15 protein-coding genes are annotated in these 16,574 nt (G+C 70.0%); 10 read left to right on the forward strand and 5 right to left on the reverse strand.

The window, feature by feature from the left end; all coding sequences use genetic code 11:
• Positions 1 to 1,153 (reverse strand): DEAD/DEAH box helicase (locus PKE44_RS05730; protein WP_324548934.1); only part of this gene is annotated, 1,153 nt, incomplete at its 3' end.
• A gap of 476 nt (positions 1,154 to 1,629) precedes the next feature.
• On the opposite strand from PKE44_RS05730, the gene PKE44_RS05735 reads away from it, so the two are divergent.
• From PKE44_RS05735 to PKE44_RS05745, 3 genes are all read left to right on the forward strand, one after another.
• Positions 1,630 to 2,961 carry an outer membrane protein transport protein gene (locus PKE44_RS05735; protein ID WP_324548936.1) on the forward strand — a complete coding sequence of 444 codons (1,332 nt, stop codon included), beginning with the start codon at positions 1,630 to 1,632 and terminating at the stop codon, positions 2,959 to 2,961.
• Between the two features lie 25 nt (positions 2,962 to 2,986).
• The gene (locus PKE44_RS05740) at positions 2,987 to 3,805 is read left to right on the forward strand and encodes an NAD(P)-dependent oxidoreductase (RefSeq protein WP_324548938.1); all 819 of its coding nucleotides are present in this window, start codon (positions 2,987 to 2,989) and stop codon (positions 3,803 to 3,805) included.
• Positions 3,806 to 3,887: 82 nt separating this feature from the next.
• Positions 3,888 to 4,457 (forward strand): hypothetical protein, encoded by a 570-nt coding sequence (locus PKE44_RS05745; protein ID WP_324548942.1) that lies wholly within the window; start codon positions 3,888 to 3,890, stop codon positions 4,455 to 4,457.
• Positions 4,458 to 4,472: 15 nt separating this feature from the next.
• On the opposite strand, the gene PKE44_RS05750 is transcribed toward PKE44_RS05745, so the two are convergent.
• The 3 genes from PKE44_RS05750 to PKE44_RS05760 all read right to left on the reverse strand — a co-directional run bounded on the left by PKE44_RS05750 (position 4,473) and on the right by PKE44_RS05760 (position 8,588).
• Positions 4,473 to 5,990 (reverse strand): protein adenylyltransferase SelO family protein, encoded by a 1,518-nt coding sequence (locus PKE44_RS05750; protein ID WP_324548945.1) that lies wholly within the window; start codon positions 5,988 to 5,990, stop codon positions 4,473 to 4,475.
• A gap of 9 nt (positions 5,991 to 5,999) precedes the next feature.
• Positions 6,000 to 7,805, reverse strand: a complete 1,806-nt coding sequence (locus tag PKE44_RS05755; RefSeq protein ID WP_324548947.1) for a hypothetical protein — start codon at positions 7,803 to 7,805, stop codon at positions 6,000 to 6,002.
• 135 nt (positions 7,806 to 7,940) lie between these two features.
• Positions 7,941 to 8,588, reverse strand: a complete 648-nt coding sequence (locus PKE44_RS05760) for a ParA family protein (RefSeq protein WP_324548949.1) — start codon at positions 8,586 to 8,588, stop codon at positions 7,941 to 7,943.
• A 289-nt stretch (positions 8,589 to 8,877) separates the two neighbouring features.
• Here PKE44_RS05760 and PKE44_RS05765 point away from each other — a divergent pair, with 289 nt between their 5' ends.
• The 7 genes from PKE44_RS05765 (at position 8,878) to PKE44_RS05795 (ending at position 15,766) form a co-directional block, all read left to right on the forward strand.
• Positions 8,878 to 11,652 carry a chemotaxis protein CheA gene (locus PKE44_RS05765; RefSeq protein ID WP_324548951.1) on the forward strand — a complete coding sequence of 925 codons (2,775 nt, stop codon included), beginning with the start codon at positions 8,878 to 8,880 and terminating at the stop codon, positions 11,650 to 11,652.
• Positions 11,652 to 12,092 carry a chemotaxis protein CheW gene (locus PKE44_RS05770; RefSeq protein WP_324548954.1) on the forward strand — a complete coding sequence of 147 codons (441 nt, stop codon included), beginning with the start codon at positions 11,652 to 11,654 and terminating at the stop codon, positions 12,090 to 12,092. The genes PKE44_RS05765 and PKE44_RS05770 overlap by 1 nt, the downstream gene beginning before the upstream one ends.
• Positions 12,093 to 12,361: 269 nt before the next feature.
• Positions 12,362 to 13,534: a chemotaxis response regulator protein-glutamate methylesterase gene (locus tag PKE44_RS05775; protein WP_324548956.1), complete on the forward strand. Its 1,173-nt coding sequence runs from the start codon at positions 12,362 to 12,364 to the stop codon at positions 13,532 to 13,534.
• On the forward strand, positions 13,528 to 14,346 hold the full coding sequence (locus tag PKE44_RS05780) for a protein-glutamate O-methyltransferase CheR (protein WP_324548958.1): 819 nt from the start codon (positions 13,528 to 13,530) through the stop codon (positions 14,344 to 14,346). The genes PKE44_RS05775 and PKE44_RS05780 overlap by 7 nt, the downstream gene beginning before the upstream one ends.
• A 10-nt stretch (positions 14,347 to 14,356) precedes the next feature.
• Positions 14,357 to 14,800 carry a chemotaxis protein CheX gene (locus PKE44_RS05785; RefSeq protein ID WP_324548960.1) on the forward strand — a complete coding sequence of 148 codons (444 nt, stop codon included), beginning with the start codon at positions 14,357 to 14,359 and terminating at the stop codon, positions 14,798 to 14,800.
• Positions 14,801 to 14,910: 110 nt separating this feature from the next.
• Positions 14,911 to 15,270 carry a response regulator gene (locus PKE44_RS05790; protein ID WP_324548962.1) on the forward strand — a complete coding sequence of 120 codons (360 nt, stop codon included), beginning with the start codon at positions 14,911 to 14,913 and terminating at the stop codon, positions 15,268 to 15,270.
• A 28-nt stretch (positions 15,271 to 15,298) separates the two neighbouring features.
• Positions 15,299 to 15,766, forward strand: coding sequence for a hypothetical protein (locus PKE44_RS05795; protein WP_324548964.1), 468 nt, complete (start codon positions 15,299 to 15,301; stop codon positions 15,764 to 15,766).
• A gap of 3 nt (positions 15,767 to 15,769) precedes the next feature.
• Here the strand turns inward: PKE44_RS05795 and PKE44_RS05800 are convergent.
• On the reverse strand, positions 15,770 to 16,574 hold an 805-nt coding region (locus PKE44_RS05800; RefSeq protein WP_324548966.1), incomplete at its 5' end, for a transglycosylase SLT domain-containing protein.

Raw genomic sequence — 16,574 nt, forward strand, 5'->3', positions numbered from 1 at the left:
GGCCGCGACGCAGCGGCCGGCTCGGTTCGAGCCCTTCGATCACGTGCTCCTCGATCGACTTGCCGGTGTAGCGCTCGATGCGTTCGAGCTGGCGCACGTCGGCGTACGACGCAAGCGAGATCGCGATGCCGCTGCGCCCGGCACGGCCGGTGCGGCCGATGCGGTGCACGTAGTCCTCGGCAGCCTTCGGCAGGTCGAAGTTGATGACGTGGGTGATGCCCTGCACGTCGATGCCGCGCGCGGCGACATCGGTGGCGACCAGCAGGCGCACGCGACCGTCGCGCAGCCGGGCCAGCGTGCGCGAGCGCAGCGTCTGGTGCATGTCGCCGTGCAGCGCCGCGGCCGGCAGGCCGGCATCGCGCAGGCGCTCGGCCAGCGCGTCGGCGTCACGCTTGGTCGCCGAGAAGATGATCGCGCGGTCCATCGTCTCGTCGTTGAGCAGGTGATCGAGCAGGCGGTGCTTGTGCGCGAGGTCATCGGCGACGTGCAGGCGCTGTTCGATGTTGAGCTGCTCGGTCTGCGTCGGCTCGATCGCGATGCGCACGGCGTCGCGGGTCAGCTCGGCCGCGAGGCGCGCCATCGCACCGTCGAGGGTCGCGGTGAACAGCAGCGTCTGGCGCCCGGCCGGCGTGGCCTCGGCGATGCGCTCGACGTCTTCCTTGAAGCCGAGATCGAGCATGCGGTCGGCCTCGTCGAGCACGAGGACCTCGATCTTCGACAGGTCGATGCGGTCGCGGTCGAGGTGATCGATCAGGCGCCCGGGCGTGGCGACGACCAGGTCGAGCGGGCCGCCCAGCGCGCGCAGCTGCGGGCCGTAGGGCATGCCGCCGAGCAGGCTGACGGTCGTGAAGCGCAGGAAGCGGCCGTACTTGTGCGCGGCATCCATGACCTGCGCGGCGAGTTCGCGGGTCGGGGTCAGCACCAGCACGCGCGGCGCACGGCGGCGGTCACCGGAGGCCACGGCAAAGCGCTGCAGCGCCGGCAGCATGAACGCAGCGGTCTTGCCGGTGCCGGTCTGCGCGGAGGCGATGAGGTCATGCCCTTCGAGGGCGGCGGGAATGGCCTGGGCCTGGATCGGGGTCGGCTCGGAATAGCCGGCTTCGGTCAGGGCACGCAGCAGGGACGCGTCGAGAGACAGGTCGGAAAAGGACATTAGGCTACCGGAGTTGCAATACGGGGGCGCACGGCGGCACGGACCGGAAGATGTCACGTGGAATGCGTGGTATGGCCGAAATTTCGCCGGCGCGGTCGACATCGTCGCCAACCGGGATTTCGCGTACGCCCGCAGCAAGGCCGGCGTCGGGGAGGTCAGGGAGCGATGACACGGCGTGCCGGACAAGAGCGCCGGCACGTGGGGCGCACTATACCGCGCATGCCGGCCGGGCGCCACTGCTGCGCTGCGACACAGACGCCTTCCGCAGGCAGATTCACCGGATGTTCACGATGAGATTTGTATTCGATACGGATGTCGCTTCATCGCAACAGGGGCAGGTCGCGCTGCCGGCGCTGCTACGCTAGACCGGCTGCGGCCGGGACGGATTTTTACCCGGCACGTCAGGCACTAGAGCGGCCCTCGAAGGCCGCCTGCATGACACCCCCGGATCCGGGAGAACACGGGAGAACATCAGGATGTCCGCATCTGCCTTGCCGAAACCGGCCCGTACGGCCGGGCTGTCCGTTCTTGCAGCCCTTGCAGCCACCGTCGCCCACGGCGCCGGTTTCCAGATCACCGAATCCAGCGTCACCGGGCTCGGCCGGGCCTTTGCCGGCAGTGGCCTGGTCGGCGATGACCTGTCGGCCATCGCCTACAACCCTGCCGGCCTGACGCTGCTCGACGGCACCCGCATCCAGGGCGGCGCGACCTCCATTTCGTCAGACGGCGAATTCCGGGGCCGCTCGACGGGCACGCCGTCGCTGCGTGCAACCGGTGCGCCGATCGCCGGCCCGGTGTTCTCGCAGGACAGCAGCGGCGGCAGCAGCGAGGATGCCGGCGCCTCGGCCGTCGTGCCGAACAACTACTTCGTGCATGCGCTGTCGCCGGACCTGCGCGTCGGCTTCGGCCTGCACTCGCCGTTCGGACTGGCAACCGATTACGGCGCTTCCTGGGTCGGGCGCTATCACGCGCAGTCCTCCGAACTGCAGACCGTCGACCTGAATCCGACGCTGGCCTGGCGGCTGTCGCCGCAGCTGAGCCTCGGCTTCGGCCTCAGCTACCAGCTCGCCAAGGGCAGGCTGTCGCAGGCCGTGTTCACCGGCACGCCGGCTGACGGCTTTGCCGAGTTCAAGGGCGACAGCGATGCCTTCGGCTGGAACCTCGGCGCGATGTACGAGCTGGCGCCGGGCAGCCGCCTCGGCCTGTCGTTCCGCTCGAAGGTGACGCAGGATTTCGACGGCGACCTGCGCGTGCGCACACCGCTCGGCAGCCGTCGCTTCGATGCCGAGACCTCGATCACGCTGCCCGAGACCGTCAACCTCGGCTACGTGCAGGCGCTCGATGAACAGCTGAGCCTGTCCTTCGGCGCGCGCTGGACCAACTGGAGCCGCTTCGACGAGCTGAAGCTCAAGTCCCCGGGCCTCGCCGGCGGCAGCAAGACCTTCATCGAGGACTGGCGCGACACCTGGACGCTGTCGGCCGGCGTCGACTGGCGCTACAGCGAGGCCTGGACGCTGCGCGCCGGCGTGGCCTGGGACCAGACGCCGGTCAGTTCCGAGGAACACCGCACCGCACGCATCCCGGACGCCGATCGCTGGTGGCTCGGCTTCGGCGCCAGCTACCGGCCGACGCCGAAGCTGACGATCGACGCCGGCTTCGCGCACCTGTTCTTCGAGGATGCCGACACGCGCAACGTCGTGACGCTGGATACCGGCAACCCGGCCATCGTCATCGCCGATTCGCTGAGCGGCAGTTACTCGGGCTCGGCGACGCTGTTCGGACTGCAGCTGCAGTACCGCTTCGACTGACCGGCCGGGCCGAGGAGAAACCCCGATGACGACGCTCGCGGGCCGCACGCTGTTCGTGACCGGTGCAAGCCGTGGCATCGGCCGCGCGATCGCCCTGCGCGCCGCCCGCGACGGCGCGAACATCGCCGTGATCGGCAAGACCGAAACCCCCGATCCGCGCCTGCCCGGCACCATCCACGACACGGCGGCCGAGATCGAGGCTGCCGGCGGCCGGGCGCTGGCGCTCGCCGTCGACGTGCGCGACGAATCCGCCGTGCTTGCGGCGGTGGCGGCGACGCTGCGCCGCTTCGGCCGGCTCGACGTGCTGGTCAACAATGCCTCGGCGATCAGCCTCGGCGGCACGCTCGACACGCCGATGAAGCGCTTCGACCTGATGATGGCCGTCAACGCCCGCGCCACCTTCCTGTGCGCGCAGGCCTGCATCCCGCAGCTGCTGCGCTCGGACAATCCGCACATCCTGACGCTGGCGCCGCCGCCGGTCACCGCCGCGCGCTGGTACGGGGCGCACCTTGCCTACACGCTGGCCAAGGGCGGCATGAGCTGGGTGACGCTCGGGCTCGCCGAGGAATTCCGCGCGCAGGGGCTGGCGGTCAACGCGCTGTGGCCGCGCACCGTCATCGCGACCTCGGCGATCCGGCTGCTGCCCGGCGTCGATCCGGCCCGCTGCCGCAAACCCGAAATCGTCGCCGATGCCGCGCACGCGATCCTGACCCGGCCGGCGCGCAGCTGCACCGGCCGCTTCTTCCTCGACGAGGAAGCCCTGGCCGAGGCCGGCATCACCGATTTCGACGCCTACGCCGTGACGCCGGGCGCGGCGCTGCTGCCGGATATCTTCCTCGACTGACCCGACACGAACGGCCCGGGCATCCGCACGAGCGTCCGGACCCGTATCCGCTGCATCCGCCGGCTGCTGGAGAACTCCGCCCATGCCCGTTTCCCCCGGCTTCACCACGTGCACGACCGGCCTCGTGGCGTTCTGGCTGTCCGTGCTGCCCTGCACCCCGGTGCTGGCCGAAGAGCTGGCATTGAGCCTCGAACCGGCGCAGGGCCCGGCGCTCGTGATCGGTACGGTGACGCTCGAAGCCGACGGTGACGGCGAGCGCCTGACGGTCGCCTTCGACGAGTCGCGGTTCGAGGACCACTTCCTGTCGATGCGGCCGTTTCGCTGCCTGCCGGCCGGCGAGTGGCTGCTCTGCCGGCTGCCGTATCCGTACGAGCACCACCGGCGCATCCGCGACAGCGATCTGGTCGATCTCGAATACGCGCTGCTGTTCGTGATCAAGCCGCGCAGCGAATACGGGATCGACCTCAAGGACGGGCTGTACTGGCGGCTGGCGCGCGCGGGCAGGGGCTTTGTCGGCACGCCGTACGCGGTCGACTACACGCCGCTCGGCGTGCCGCCGGCGGCCGGTGAACTGCGACCGCTGACGCACGAGCAGCTCTGGGAGACCGAGGCGCAGCGCCTGCCGTTCGTGCGCCTGCGCATCGGCGGCTGAGCGGCAGGGCCGCCCTCAGGACGAACAGCTGAGCGCCAGCGAGCGCGCCCAGTCCGGCGGCTCGCCGTAGCAGTCCGGGGCTTCGGGGTGTTCGTCGAACGGCGTCTGCAGCAGGCGCAGCAGCCGGTCGATCCCGGCATAGTCGCCGTTCTCGGCCTGTTCGATCGCGCGCTGCGCGAGCCAGTTGCGCAGCACGATCTTCGGATTGACACGCCGCATGTTGGCGGCGCGGGTCTCGTCGTCGGAGGCTTCCGCGCGCAGGCGCTCGCCGTAGCGCTGCAGCCAGGTCTCGAAGCCGGCCGGATCGGCGACGGTATCGAGCAGGGCCTGCGGGCCGGTGCCGGGCCGGAAATCGCAGAGGCTGCGCAAGGTGTTGGTGTAGTCGGCGCCGCAGCCGGCCATCAGCCCGAGCAGGTCTTCGAGCAGGGCCTCGTCCTCGTCGCGGGCCTCGCGCAGGCCGAGCTTCGCGCGCATGCGCGCGGCATAGGCCTGCGCATACTGCTCGCTGAAGCCATCGAGCAGCGCGCGCAGCCGCTCGACCGGCACCAGCGGCGTCAGCGTCTGACCGAAGGCGGACAGATTCCACCACGCGATGCTTGGCTGGCGGTCGAAGGCGTAGCGGCCGTCGTCGTCGGAGTGGTTGCAGACGAAGCCGGGCTGGTAGGCGTCGAGGAAGCCGAACGGGCCGTAGTCGATCGTCAGTCCCAGCAGGCTCATGTTGTCGGTGTTCAGGACGCCGTGCGTGAAGCCGACCGCCTGCCAGCCGGCGACGAGCTGCGCCGTGCGCTCGATGACGTTCGCAAACAGCGCCGCGTGGCGTTCGGCGTCGGGCAGGGCCGCCAGCCCGGGAAAATGCAGCGCGATCGCGAAGTCGAGCAGTTCGCGCAGCAGCTCGTGGCGACCGCTGTAGTACAGGAACTGGAAGTGCCCGAAGCGCAGGTGGCTCGGGGCCAGGCGCACGAGGATCGCGCCGCTCTCGACGCTCTCGCGCAGCACCGGGCCGTCGCTGCCGATGATCGCGGCGGCGCGCGTCGTCGGGATGCCGAGGTGGTGCATCGCCTCCGAGCCCAGGTATTCGCGGATCGTCGAGCGCAGCACCGCGCGGCCGTCGCCCATGCGCGAGTACGGCGTGCGCCCGGCGCCCTTGAGCTGCACCTCCCAGCGCTCGCCGCGGCGGTTGACGAGCTCGCCGAGCAGCAGCGCGCGGCCGTCGCCGAGCTGCGGCACCCAGATGCCGAACTGGTGACCGGCGTAGACGGTCGCGATCGGTTCGGCGCCGGCCGGCACGCGCCGCCCGGAGAACACCTCGACGAAGTCCGGGTCCGCCGTGATGTCGGGCGGCAGGTCGAGCAGCGCCAGGGCGTCGGCGCTGGCGTGGACCAGGTGATGGCGGCCGTGCGGCTGCGCGGCGACGCGTGCGAACAGCGTCTCCGGCAGCCGGGCGGTACGGTTGTCAAACGGCAGGCGATCGAGCGGGCTCATGCCGGCATCGTCGTCGCCGGCCGGCACGGGTTCAAGCCCGCAGATCGCCACGCCGCCGGTTCAGGGCGTCACCGGGGCCGGATTCACCGGCGTCAGCGGCAGGGACTCGGCGCCGCTGCGTTCGGCTTCCGCCCGGTCGGCGGCGCTGCGGGCCGCCTCGGCCTTGCGGGCGGCCTCGGTCTTGTCGGCTTCGGCCTTCGTCGCTTCGGCCTTTTCGGCTTCGGCCTTGCGCGCGGCTTCGGCCTTCGCCGCATCGGCCTTGCGCGCGGCCTCGGCCTTGGTGGCCGCTTCGGCGCGGGCGGCCTCGGCCCTGCGGGCGGCTTCGGCCTTGTCGGCCTCGGCCTTCGCGGTTTCGGCCTTGCGGGCGGCTTCGGCCTTGTCGGCCTCGGCCTTCGCGGCCTCGGCCTGCTTCGCGGCTTCGGCGCGCGCCGCTTCAGCCTTGTCGGCCTCGGCCTTCGCAGCCTCGGCCTGCTTCGCGGCCTCGGCCTTCGCGGCTTCGGCCTTTTCGGCTTCGGCCCGGCGTGCGGCCTCGGCGCGCGCCGCCTCGGCCTTCTCGGCTTCGGCCCTGCGTGCGGCCTCGGCCTTCTCGGCCTCGACGCGGGCAGCCTCGGCCTTGCGTGCGGCCTCGGCCTTTTCGGCCTCGATGCGGGCGATCTCGGCCTTGCGGGCGGCTTCGGCCTTCTCGGCCTCGATGCGTGCGGCCTCGGCCTTCTCGGCCTCGATGCGGGCGATCTCGGCCTTGCGCGCGGCCTCGGCCTTCTCGGCCTCGATGCGGGCGACCTCGGCCTTGCGGGCGGCTTCGGCCTTCTCGGCCTCGATGCGGGCGGTTTCGGCGCGGGCGGCCTCCTGACGGGCGGCCTCGGCCTTGGCGGCGGCGCGGGCGGCGAGTTCGGCGTAGCTTCGGACCTTGTCGGGGTTCGTCGCCAGCCAGTCCTCGGCGGCCTTCAGCCGCGGCCAGTCCGGGACCTGGGCGGCGATGCTGACCTCGCGCCACTTCGGATGCCGGCCGGCCTGACGGAAGCTGGCGAAGCTGTCGAAGAAGCGGCCGGTGAACAGTTCGAGCTTGCGCAGCTGCGCGCGCTTGCGCGTCGCCTGCGTGACCAGCAGCGCGCCGACGGCGACGGTCTGGATCTCGTCGCCGCCGACGATCAGGTTCGGATAGTCGGCCTTCGTGAAGCGCGTCGGCAGATAGCGCCCGAGCAGTTCCGGCGGCAGCGTGATCGGCAGGAAGTGCAGGTCGTCCTCGGGGCGCACGCGCTGGAACAGCGGTGCGGGCTTGCCGGCGACGAAGGCGAGCGCGCTGATTTCGCCGCTGCGCAGTTTCTCGAGCGCGGTGAGCTGATCGAAATGCGTCGGCTCGACCGGCAGCTTCAGCGCGGCAAAGACGCCGGCGGCGGTGATCTCGGTGCCGCTGCCCGGCACGTCGAAGTTGACCTTGGTGCCGGTCAGGTCGCTCAGGCGGGTGATGTGGCCGCGCACCAGCAGGTGGAATTCCTCGTTGTACAGCTTGGCGATCACCTGCAGCCGGCGTACGAGCGGCTCCTGCGCCGGGTCTGCGCGCAGGTGTTCGAGCACGTCGGACTGCACCAGCGCCAGATCGACGAACGGCAGCGCCTGCAGGTCGCGCAGGTTCTGCACCGAGCCGCGCCCGAGGATCGGCAGGATGCGCAGGTCCGGGGCGTCGAGCACGGCGGCGAGGTCATCGGCCAGCCGCGCGTAACTGCCGCCGATGCCGCCGGCCACCAGTCCGACCAGCGTCGGGCGCGGGGGCTCCGGCGGGCGTTTCGTGGTTTCCGCGGCCGCCGGGACCGAAGTCCAGGGCAGCAGGCACAGCAGCAGGACGAGGCAACGGGCGAAACCTGGCATCGGAGCGGGCTCCACGGCTCGGGGACGGGCGCGTCGGCACGGGACGCGGGGGCGGGATCGGACGGCGGGGCGGGCAAGGGGGCCGGGTGCGGAGCCGTCCGGATCAGATCCGGATCCGGTCCGCATCACGGTGGCTCAGTCTGGCGGATCGGCGGCCGGTATCGCCAGCCAGTCGAGCAGCGGCTGCCAGCTCGCCCGATCGGCGGCCTGGCGCCGGCCGGGCAGCTCGAACAGCGTGATGCCGCTTGCAGCCGTCTGCACGTAGACCTGCGAATCGCGCAGCGCGCCGAGCGCCGGCAGGCCGCGCCCGGCGATGAAGGTTTCGAGCTGGCGCGCCGAGCGCGCCCGCGCCTGCACGCGGTTGCCGATCAGCCCCGGCAGGCAGCGCGCCTTGCGCACGGATTTCTGTTCGATGAGCCGCTCAAGAAATGCCGCGCTCGCGTCGATATCGAAGACCGAGGGCTGCACGGGGATGATGGCGTGATCGGCAATGCGGACGATGTCCTTGAAACGCTCGCCGCGCAGGGCGGCCGGTGCATCGATGATGGCGACGTCGAGTCCGGCGCTGTCCTCGATCACCGTGTCGTCTTCACGGGCGTCGAAGCCGCTGATGCGCGTCAGGTTCGCCGGCCGGCGGGCCAGCCAGCGCAGCGCCGACTGCTGACGGTCCAGATCGAACAGGCCGGTGCGCCGGCCGTGGGCCGCGTAGTAGCCGGCGAGGTTGACGGCGAGCGTGGTCTTGCCGGAGCCGCCCTTGGGGTTGGCAACCAGGATGATGTGCATGGCGCTGCGACCTCGGCTGCTGGCCGGTGCTGCCCGTTCGGCGCGCGACTTGTAGCGGGCGCGGACCGCTGCTGGCAAGCCTTGCGCAGGGCGGGGCGGGATGCCGCTCCGGGAACCGGACTGCAGCCGGCCCTTGTCGCATTGTGGAATTCACCTAGCTTGACAGGCCGGTGCTACGGCCCGGCCTGACCGGTGTGCTATTTCGGTGCCCCCGGAGCGTGCGTGCGCCGCTCCCGCGCAACGCAGCGGATTCACCTGCCCGGGCCGACCCGGCGAGGAACACAGAGCGATGGATGAACTTGACGACATCGTCCGCGAATTCCTGGCGGAAAGTAACGAGAACCTGGACCGGCTCGACAACGAGTTCGTGATGCTGGAGTCGAGTCCCGACGACCGGGACACGCTCGCGAGCATCTTCCGCACGATCCACACGATCAAGGGCACCTGCGGCTTCCTCGGCTTTTCGCATCTCGAAAAGGTCACGCACGCCGGCGAGAACCTGCTCTCGAAGCTGCGCGACGGCCACATCCGCCTGAATCAGGAGCGCACGACGGCGCTGCTGCAGATGGTCGATGCCGTGCGCGCGATGCTCGCGGCGATCGAGAGCACCGGCAGCGACGGCGACCAGAACTACCCGGAACTCACCGAGCGCCTGCTGACGCTGCAGCGCAAGGAGGAAGCGGTCGTGGCACCGGTGGCGAAGACCCCGGCGCCGCCGCCGCCGCCGCCGGTGCCGACCGAGGTGGCCGAGGGCATGGACGAGATCGTCGTCGAGTTCCTGACCGAGAGTCAGGAGAACCTCGACCGCCTCGACAACGAGTTCGTCGCGCTCGAGGCCGCGCCCGATGACCGCGACACGGTCGCGAGCATCTTCCGCACCATCCACACGATCAAGGGCACCTGCGGTTTCCTCGGCTTCTCGAAGCTCGAAAAGCTCACGCACGCCGGCGAGAACCTGCTCTCGAAGCTGCGCGACGGTCGCATCCGCCTGAATCAGGAGCGCACGACGGCGCTGCTGAAGATGGTCGATGCCGTGCGCGTGATGCTCGGCTCGATCGGTGCGAGCGGCCACGACGGCAACGAGACCTATCCGGAGCTGATCGAGCTGCTGACGGCGCTGCAGAGCGACGGCGCGGCCCCGGCGGCGGCCGCGCCGGCTGCGAAGCCGGTGGTGCCGGCCCTCGGCGAGATCCTCGTGCAGCAGGGCGTGGTCGCGCCCGAGCGCGTCGATGCCGCGCTGTCGAAGCAGGATGCCGGCGATCCGCGCCACGTCGGCGAGATTCTCGTGCAGGAGGAGGCCGTGAAGCCGGCGGCCGTGGTCGAGGCGCTGAAGGCGCAGAAGGACGTCGCGAAGGAGGTCAAGGCGCCGGCGGTGGCCGAGACCTCGATCCGCGTCGATGTCGGCCTGCTCGATCACCTGATGAACCTCGTCGGCGAGCTGGTGCTGACCCGCAACCAGGTGCTGCAGTACTCGAAGTCCGCCGACGATTCGCGCTTCGCGGCGACCTCGCAGCGGCTGAACCTGATCACCACCGAGCTGCAGGAAGGCGTCATGAAGACGCGCATGCAGCCGATCAACAACATCTGGAACAAGGTGCCGCGCGTCGTGCGCGACCTCGCGCTCGGCGTCAGCAAGCAGATCCGCGTCGAGATGGTCGGCAAGGAGACCGAACTCGACAAGTCGCTGATCGAGGCGATGAAGGACCCGCTGACCCACCTCGTGCGCAACTGCGTCGATCACGGCATCGAGGCGCCGGACGTGCGCGTGCAGAAGGGCAAGCCCGCCGAGGGCGTGCTGACGCTGCGCGCCTACCACGAGGGCGGGCAGGTCATCGTCGAGATCGCCGATGACGGTGCCGGCATCGATCCGCAGAAGCTCAAGTCCAAGGCGCTGCAGAAGGGCCTGATCACGGCCGAGCAGGCCGAGGCGATGTCGGCGCGCGAGCTGATCAACCTGATCTTCCTGCCCGGCTTCTCGACCGCCGAGAAGGTCACGAACATCTCCGGCCGCGGCGTCGGCATGGACGTGGTCAAGACCAACATCGAGAAGATCAGCGGCAACATCGAGCTGCGCAGCGAGCTTGGTCACGGCACGCTGTTCAAGATCAACCTGCCGCTGACGCTGGCGATCGTGCCGGCACTGATCGTGACCTCCGGCGGCCAGCGCTTCGCGATCCCGCAGGGCAGCCTGCAGGAGCTGATCCGCCTCGACGCCGCGCAGGGCATCGAGCAGATCCACGGTGCCCACGTCTACCGGCTGCGCGGCAAGCTGCTGCCGCTCGTGTACCTGAACCGCGAACTCGGGCTCGAAGGCGCGACGCGCAACGCCAACATCGTCGTGCTGCAGTCCGACAAGCGCCGCTTCGGGCTGGTGGTCGACGAGATCAACGACACGCAGGAAATCGTCGTCAAGCCGCTCTCGAAGCTGCTCAAGGGCCTGACCGTGTTCGCCGGAGCCACGGTCATGGGCGATGGCCGCGTCGTGCTGATCCTCGACATCCTCGGCCTCGCGCAGCGTGCGCGCATCGTCGGCGAGACGCGCGACCACGGTGCGGCCGAATCCATCGCCAACGGCGACGTGAGCGGCGAGGCGCAGAACATGCTGCTGGTGCGCTCGCCCGGCGACGGACGGCTCGCGATCGCGCTGTCGAAGGTCGCGCGCCTGGAGGAATTCCCGCGCAATTCGCTGGAGATGGCCGGCTCGCAGGAGGTCGTGCAGTACCGCAAGCAGATCCTGCCGCTGGTGCGCCTCGAGGACGTGCTGCCCGAGCGCCGGCGCTTCGACCGCTACGAGGACATGGCCACGCTCGACGAGAGCGTCGTGCAGGTCGTCGTCTACACGGTCAACGGCCGCAGCCTCGGCCTGGTCGTTGACCAGATCATCGACATCATCGAGGAGAACCTCGACCTGACCGGCGATCCTTCGCGCGAGGGCGTGCTCGGCACGACGGTGCTGCAGGGCCGTGTCACCGAGGTCTTCGATGTCGATGGTTTCCTTGAACGCATGTTCGCCGCGCTGTTCCCGGCCCGGCCGACTGCCCGCCTGAGCAGCACGGTGTACTGATGAGCGACGACGCGCAGTACTGCACCTTCCGCCTCGGCAGCCTGTTCTTCGGGGTGGAAGTCACGAAGGTCCAGGAAGTCATCCGCTACCAGGAGATGACGCCGATCCCGCTCGCCCAGCGCACGGTCTCGGGCCTGATCAACCTGCGCGGCCAGATCGTCACGGCGATCGACCTGCGCCGGGTGCTCGAATTCGAGGACCGTCCGGCCGACGAGCGACCGATGAACGTCGTGATCCGCACCGACGAGGGCGCGGTCAGCCTGCTGGTCGATCGTATCGGCGATGTGATGCACGTCGATTCCGACAGCTTCGAGCGCGTGCCCGACACCGTCACCGGCGTGGCCCGCGATCTGATCCTCGGTGCCTACAAGCTGCCGGACACGCTGCTGCTGGTGCTCGACACCGACCGCATCGTCGGCAGCGACGACGGCAGCCACTGAAGTTCCGGCCCCCGGTTTCCGGCCGCAGGCAGGCACAAGAATCATGGACAGACCGGCTCGGGTGCGCTTTGCTGCGCGGCCCGGGTCGCTCCGGGTCTGCGCGGCTGGCGACGGGGCCGGTGGCGACCGAAACCGAACCGCACCGCAGGCGTCGGGCCCCGGAGAGGGCAACGATGGATGAATACGTGCCGAAGCCATATCCGGGTGCCATGCCGGGCCCGACCCACGGCCTGCCCGGCCTGACGTGACTGCCGCTTCCGGAGCCCGCCTTGGACCGCATCCGCATCCTCATCGTCGATGACGCAGTCGTCGTGCGGCGCATGCTGTCGACGCTGCTCGCCGAAGACCCCGAACTGGAGGTCGTCGGCACGGCCGTCAACGGCGCCGATGCGCTGCGCAAGATTCCCGATCTGCGGCCGCATCTGCTGATCCTCGATGTCGACATGCCGGAAATGAACGGCCTGGAGACGCTGACCGTGCTCGGGCGCGAGCATCCGCGGCTGCCGGTGATCATGTTCAGCAACCTGACGCGGCGCGGCGCGCAGACCACGCTCGAAGCGCTGGCCCTGGGCGCCAAGGACTACGTGACCAAGCCCGAGAGCGTCGGCAGTGCCGGCGAGGCGCTGGAGCAGGTGCGCGCCGCGCTGGTGCCGAAGATCAAGGCGCTGTGCCGGCCCTGGGAGCCGGCACCGGCGGTGCTGGCCCGGCGCAGCCACGAACCGCCTGCAGCCCGGCAGGCGCCGCCCTCCGCCCCTGCGCCTGCACCGGCCGCTCCGGTTTCCCCCGCCGCGCATGCTTCCGCGCCCCCGCTGCCGTCCCCGGTGCTGGCGCCGATGACCCGGCGCGGCGGCATCGAACTGGTCGTGATCGGCTGTTCGACCGGCGGTCCGAACGCGCTCGCCACCCTGGTCGCGGCGCTGCCGCGCGGGCTGGCGGTGCCGGTGGTGGTCGTGCAGCACATGCCGCCGGTGTTCACGCGCATGCTGGCCGAGCGGCTCGATGCGCTGTCGCCGCTGAGCGTGCGCGAGGGCAGCGATGGCGCGCGCATCCAGCCCGGGGAGATCTGGATCGCGCCCGGTGATTTCCACATGACGGTGCGCCGCTCGGCCGATGGCCTGCATCTGGGGCTCAATCAGGGGGCGCCCGAGAACTCCTGCCGGCCGGCGGTCGACGTGCTGCTGCGCTCGGCGGTGGCCGCCTGCGGCGCCCGCGTGCTCGGCGTGATCCTGACCGGCATGGGCCACGACGGCCTGGCCTCGTCGACGCGCCTGCGCGAGGCCGGCGGCCAGCTGCTCGCGCAGGACGAGCGCAGCAGCGTCGTCTGGGGCATGCCGGGCAACGTCGTGCGGGCTGGACTCGCCGATCGCGTGCTGGCGATCGAGGACATCGGCCCGGAAATCGCCGCCCGCGTGCGCGGCGAAGGCGGCAGGCACGGATGCTGACCGCGACCGATTTCGACTACGTGCGCCGGCTGGTGCTGGAGCGCTCGGCGATCCTGCTCGAACCGGGCAAGGAATACCTGGTCGAGCTGCGCCTGAAGCCGATCGTGCGCATGCGCGGCCTGCGTGATCTCGGCGAGCTGGTGCAGCTGCTGCGCACGGACGTGAGCGGCAGCCTGCAGCGCGAGGTCGTCGAGGCGATGACGACCAACGAGACCTCGTTCTTCCGCGACGTGCATCCGTTCGAGACCCTGCGCCAGTCGGTGCTGCCGGAACTGCTGCGCAACCGCGCCGCCGAGCGTGTGCTCAACATCTGGTGCGGCGCCGCATCGAGCGGGCAGGAGGTCTACTCGATCGCGATGACGCTGCGCGAACACTTTCCGGAACTGGCGCACTGGCGCGTGTCGATCGTCGCCACCGATCTCTCGCGCGAGATGATCCTGCGCTGTCGCGAGGCCCGCTACAGCCAGCTCGAGATCAACCGCGGCCTGCCGGCCAACCTGCTCATCAAGTATTTCGAGCGGGCCGACATGGACTGGCGCATCCGCGAGGACGTGCGCCGCATGATCGACTTCCGCGAGATGAACCTGGCCGGCAACTGGGCCGGCCTGCCGGTCTGTGATCTCGTCTTCCTGCGCAACGTCCTGATCTATTTCGACGATGCGACCAAGCGCCAGATTCTCGGCAAGGTCCGCGGACTGATGCGGCCGGGGGGCTACCTGTTCCTCGGCAGTTCCGAGACGACGCTGAATCTGGACAGCCGGTTCGAACAGGTGAAGTTCGACCGCACCCTCTGTTACCGCGTGCGAGCCTGAAGGAGACCAAATGAACATCGGACCGAATGAAATCGGTGAAATCGTGGCCAGCGTCTGGGCAACGATGCTCGGCGGCGAACTGTTCGCGCTGCCCGGCAGCATCGAGCTCGAAGGCGAGCTGATCAGCGGCGAGATCCACATGCGCGGCGAGGACGGCTTCGAAGGTCTGGTGCGGATCGTCGCCAGCCTGCCGGTGGCGCAGGCGGCCGCCCGGGTCATGTTCACGACCGACACGCCGGACGATCGGGACGCCACCGATACCATCGCCGAGCTGATCAACATGATCGGCGGCAACATCAAGTCGCTGATCGCCGAGGACGCCAGGCTGGACCTGCCAAAGGTCACGCACGGCCAGCCCGACACCAGCGCCGACGCGGCGGCGATCGCCCGCGCCGATGCCGATTTCATCGCGGCCGACCATCCTTTCCGGGTCACGCTGCTGAGAATGCGATAAAATTCCGCGTTCCGGCGGGGGTGTTTCCCGCCATCGGCCGGCTGCCGCGGCACACCCGAGGCCCGGCCGCACCGACCCTACCCGGAACCCAACAGCGGAGCATTGATTTCATGAAGATTCTCGTTGCCGACGACAGCAAGGCCATGCGCAGCATCGTCATCCGTACCCTGCGTCAGGCCGGCTACAGCGGGCACAAGGTCATCGAGGCCGAGAACGGCGCCCAGGCGCTCGAACTGGCCAAGGACGAGGAGCCGGACCTGATCGTTTCCGACTGGAACATGCCGGAAATGAACGGTCTCGAATTCCTGAAGGCGCTGCGTGCGGCCGGCATGGACACGCCGTTCGGCTTCGTGACCACCGAGGCGAGCCCCGAGATGCGCGCGCTCGCCGACGAGAACGGTGCCGCCTTCCTGATCACCAAGCCGTTCACCGCCGAAGACTTCCAGAAGCACTTCGACGAATACCTCTGAGCTTTTCCTGCGCCAGCGAGGACCCGCCATGCTCCGACTGCCCACGCCCGATACCGTCACCCGCCTGCTGTCCGGCCTGCTCGGGGTGAAGGTCGGGGTCGTCGACAACAAGGTCGACGACGCCAAGCTGGTCGTCTGCGGCGTGTTCGCGTCGGCCGTCCATCATGAAGCGGCCTTCTGCCTGCTCGACATTCCGTTCGGGGCAGCGGCCGGGGCAGCGCTGTCGATGATGCCGGCTGACGTGGCCAAGGAATACGTCAAGAAGGGCAAGCTCGACGAGGACATCCGCGACAACTGCGCCGAGGTCCTCAATGTCTGTTCGCGGCTGTTCACGTCCTCCGACGCGCATCGCGTGACGCTGACGGTCAAGACCTTCCACCCCGAGCCGATTCCGGCCGAGGTCAAGGCGGCGCTGGCGGGCAGCCAGCGGCTGAACCTGAACCTCAGCGTCGATCGCTACGGTGGCGGCGCGCTGGTGCTGATCATTCCCGGCTGAGCCTCACGGCGCGCGGGCTTCGATCCTCTCGACCTCGAAACCGTGCGCAGTGCCGCCGAGGCGGCTCTCGTAGATCGCCATGTACTCCCAGACACGCCGCACGTAGGCGCGGGTCTCGGAGTAGGGGATCGTGTCGATCCAGACATCGGCCGCGAGTTCCGTGCCGGCCGGCAGCCATTCTCCGACCCGGCGCAGGCCGGCGTTGTAGGCGGCTGTCGCCAGCACGGGATTGCCGCCGAAGCGATCCAGCAGCTGGCGCAGGTAGACGCTGCCGAGGCGGATGTTGACGGCCGGATCGAACAGCTGGCTGTTGTCGCCCAGGCGGTAGCCGATGCTGGACGCCACGCCGCGGGCGGTATCCGGCAGCAGCTGCATCAGTCCGAGGGCACCGGCACCGGAGCGCGCTTCGGGCAGCAGCGTGCTCTCGACGCGCGCCACCGCGTACAGCCAGGCCGGTGGCAGCTGCGTGTCCTGCGCGGCGTTCTCGAATTCGCTGCGCCAGGGGGTCGGGAAGCGCAGCACCAGATCATCCCAGTCGCCGGCACGCGCGAGCCAGATGATCGCCTGGCCGTACCAGTTCCAGTCGGCGGCGAGCAGCGCGGCGGCGCGCCAGGTGGCGGTGTCGGCATTGCGCAGCACCGGTTCCCATTCACTGCGCGCCTCGCCCGGGCGTCCGAGCAGGAAGAGTTCCCGGGCCCGCTGCACGGCCGGTCGCGCGGCGAGGCCGCGCAGCGTGGCGACCGGCGGACGCGGCAGTGGTCGCTGCGTCCACGCCGGGGTCGTGCCGATGCGGCGGGCGGCGAGCAGG

It is taken from the genome of Plasticicumulans sp. (assembly GCF_035331805.1).
Lineage (GTDB): Bacteria > Pseudomonadota > Gammaproteobacteria > Competibacterales > Competibacteraceae > Plasticicumulans.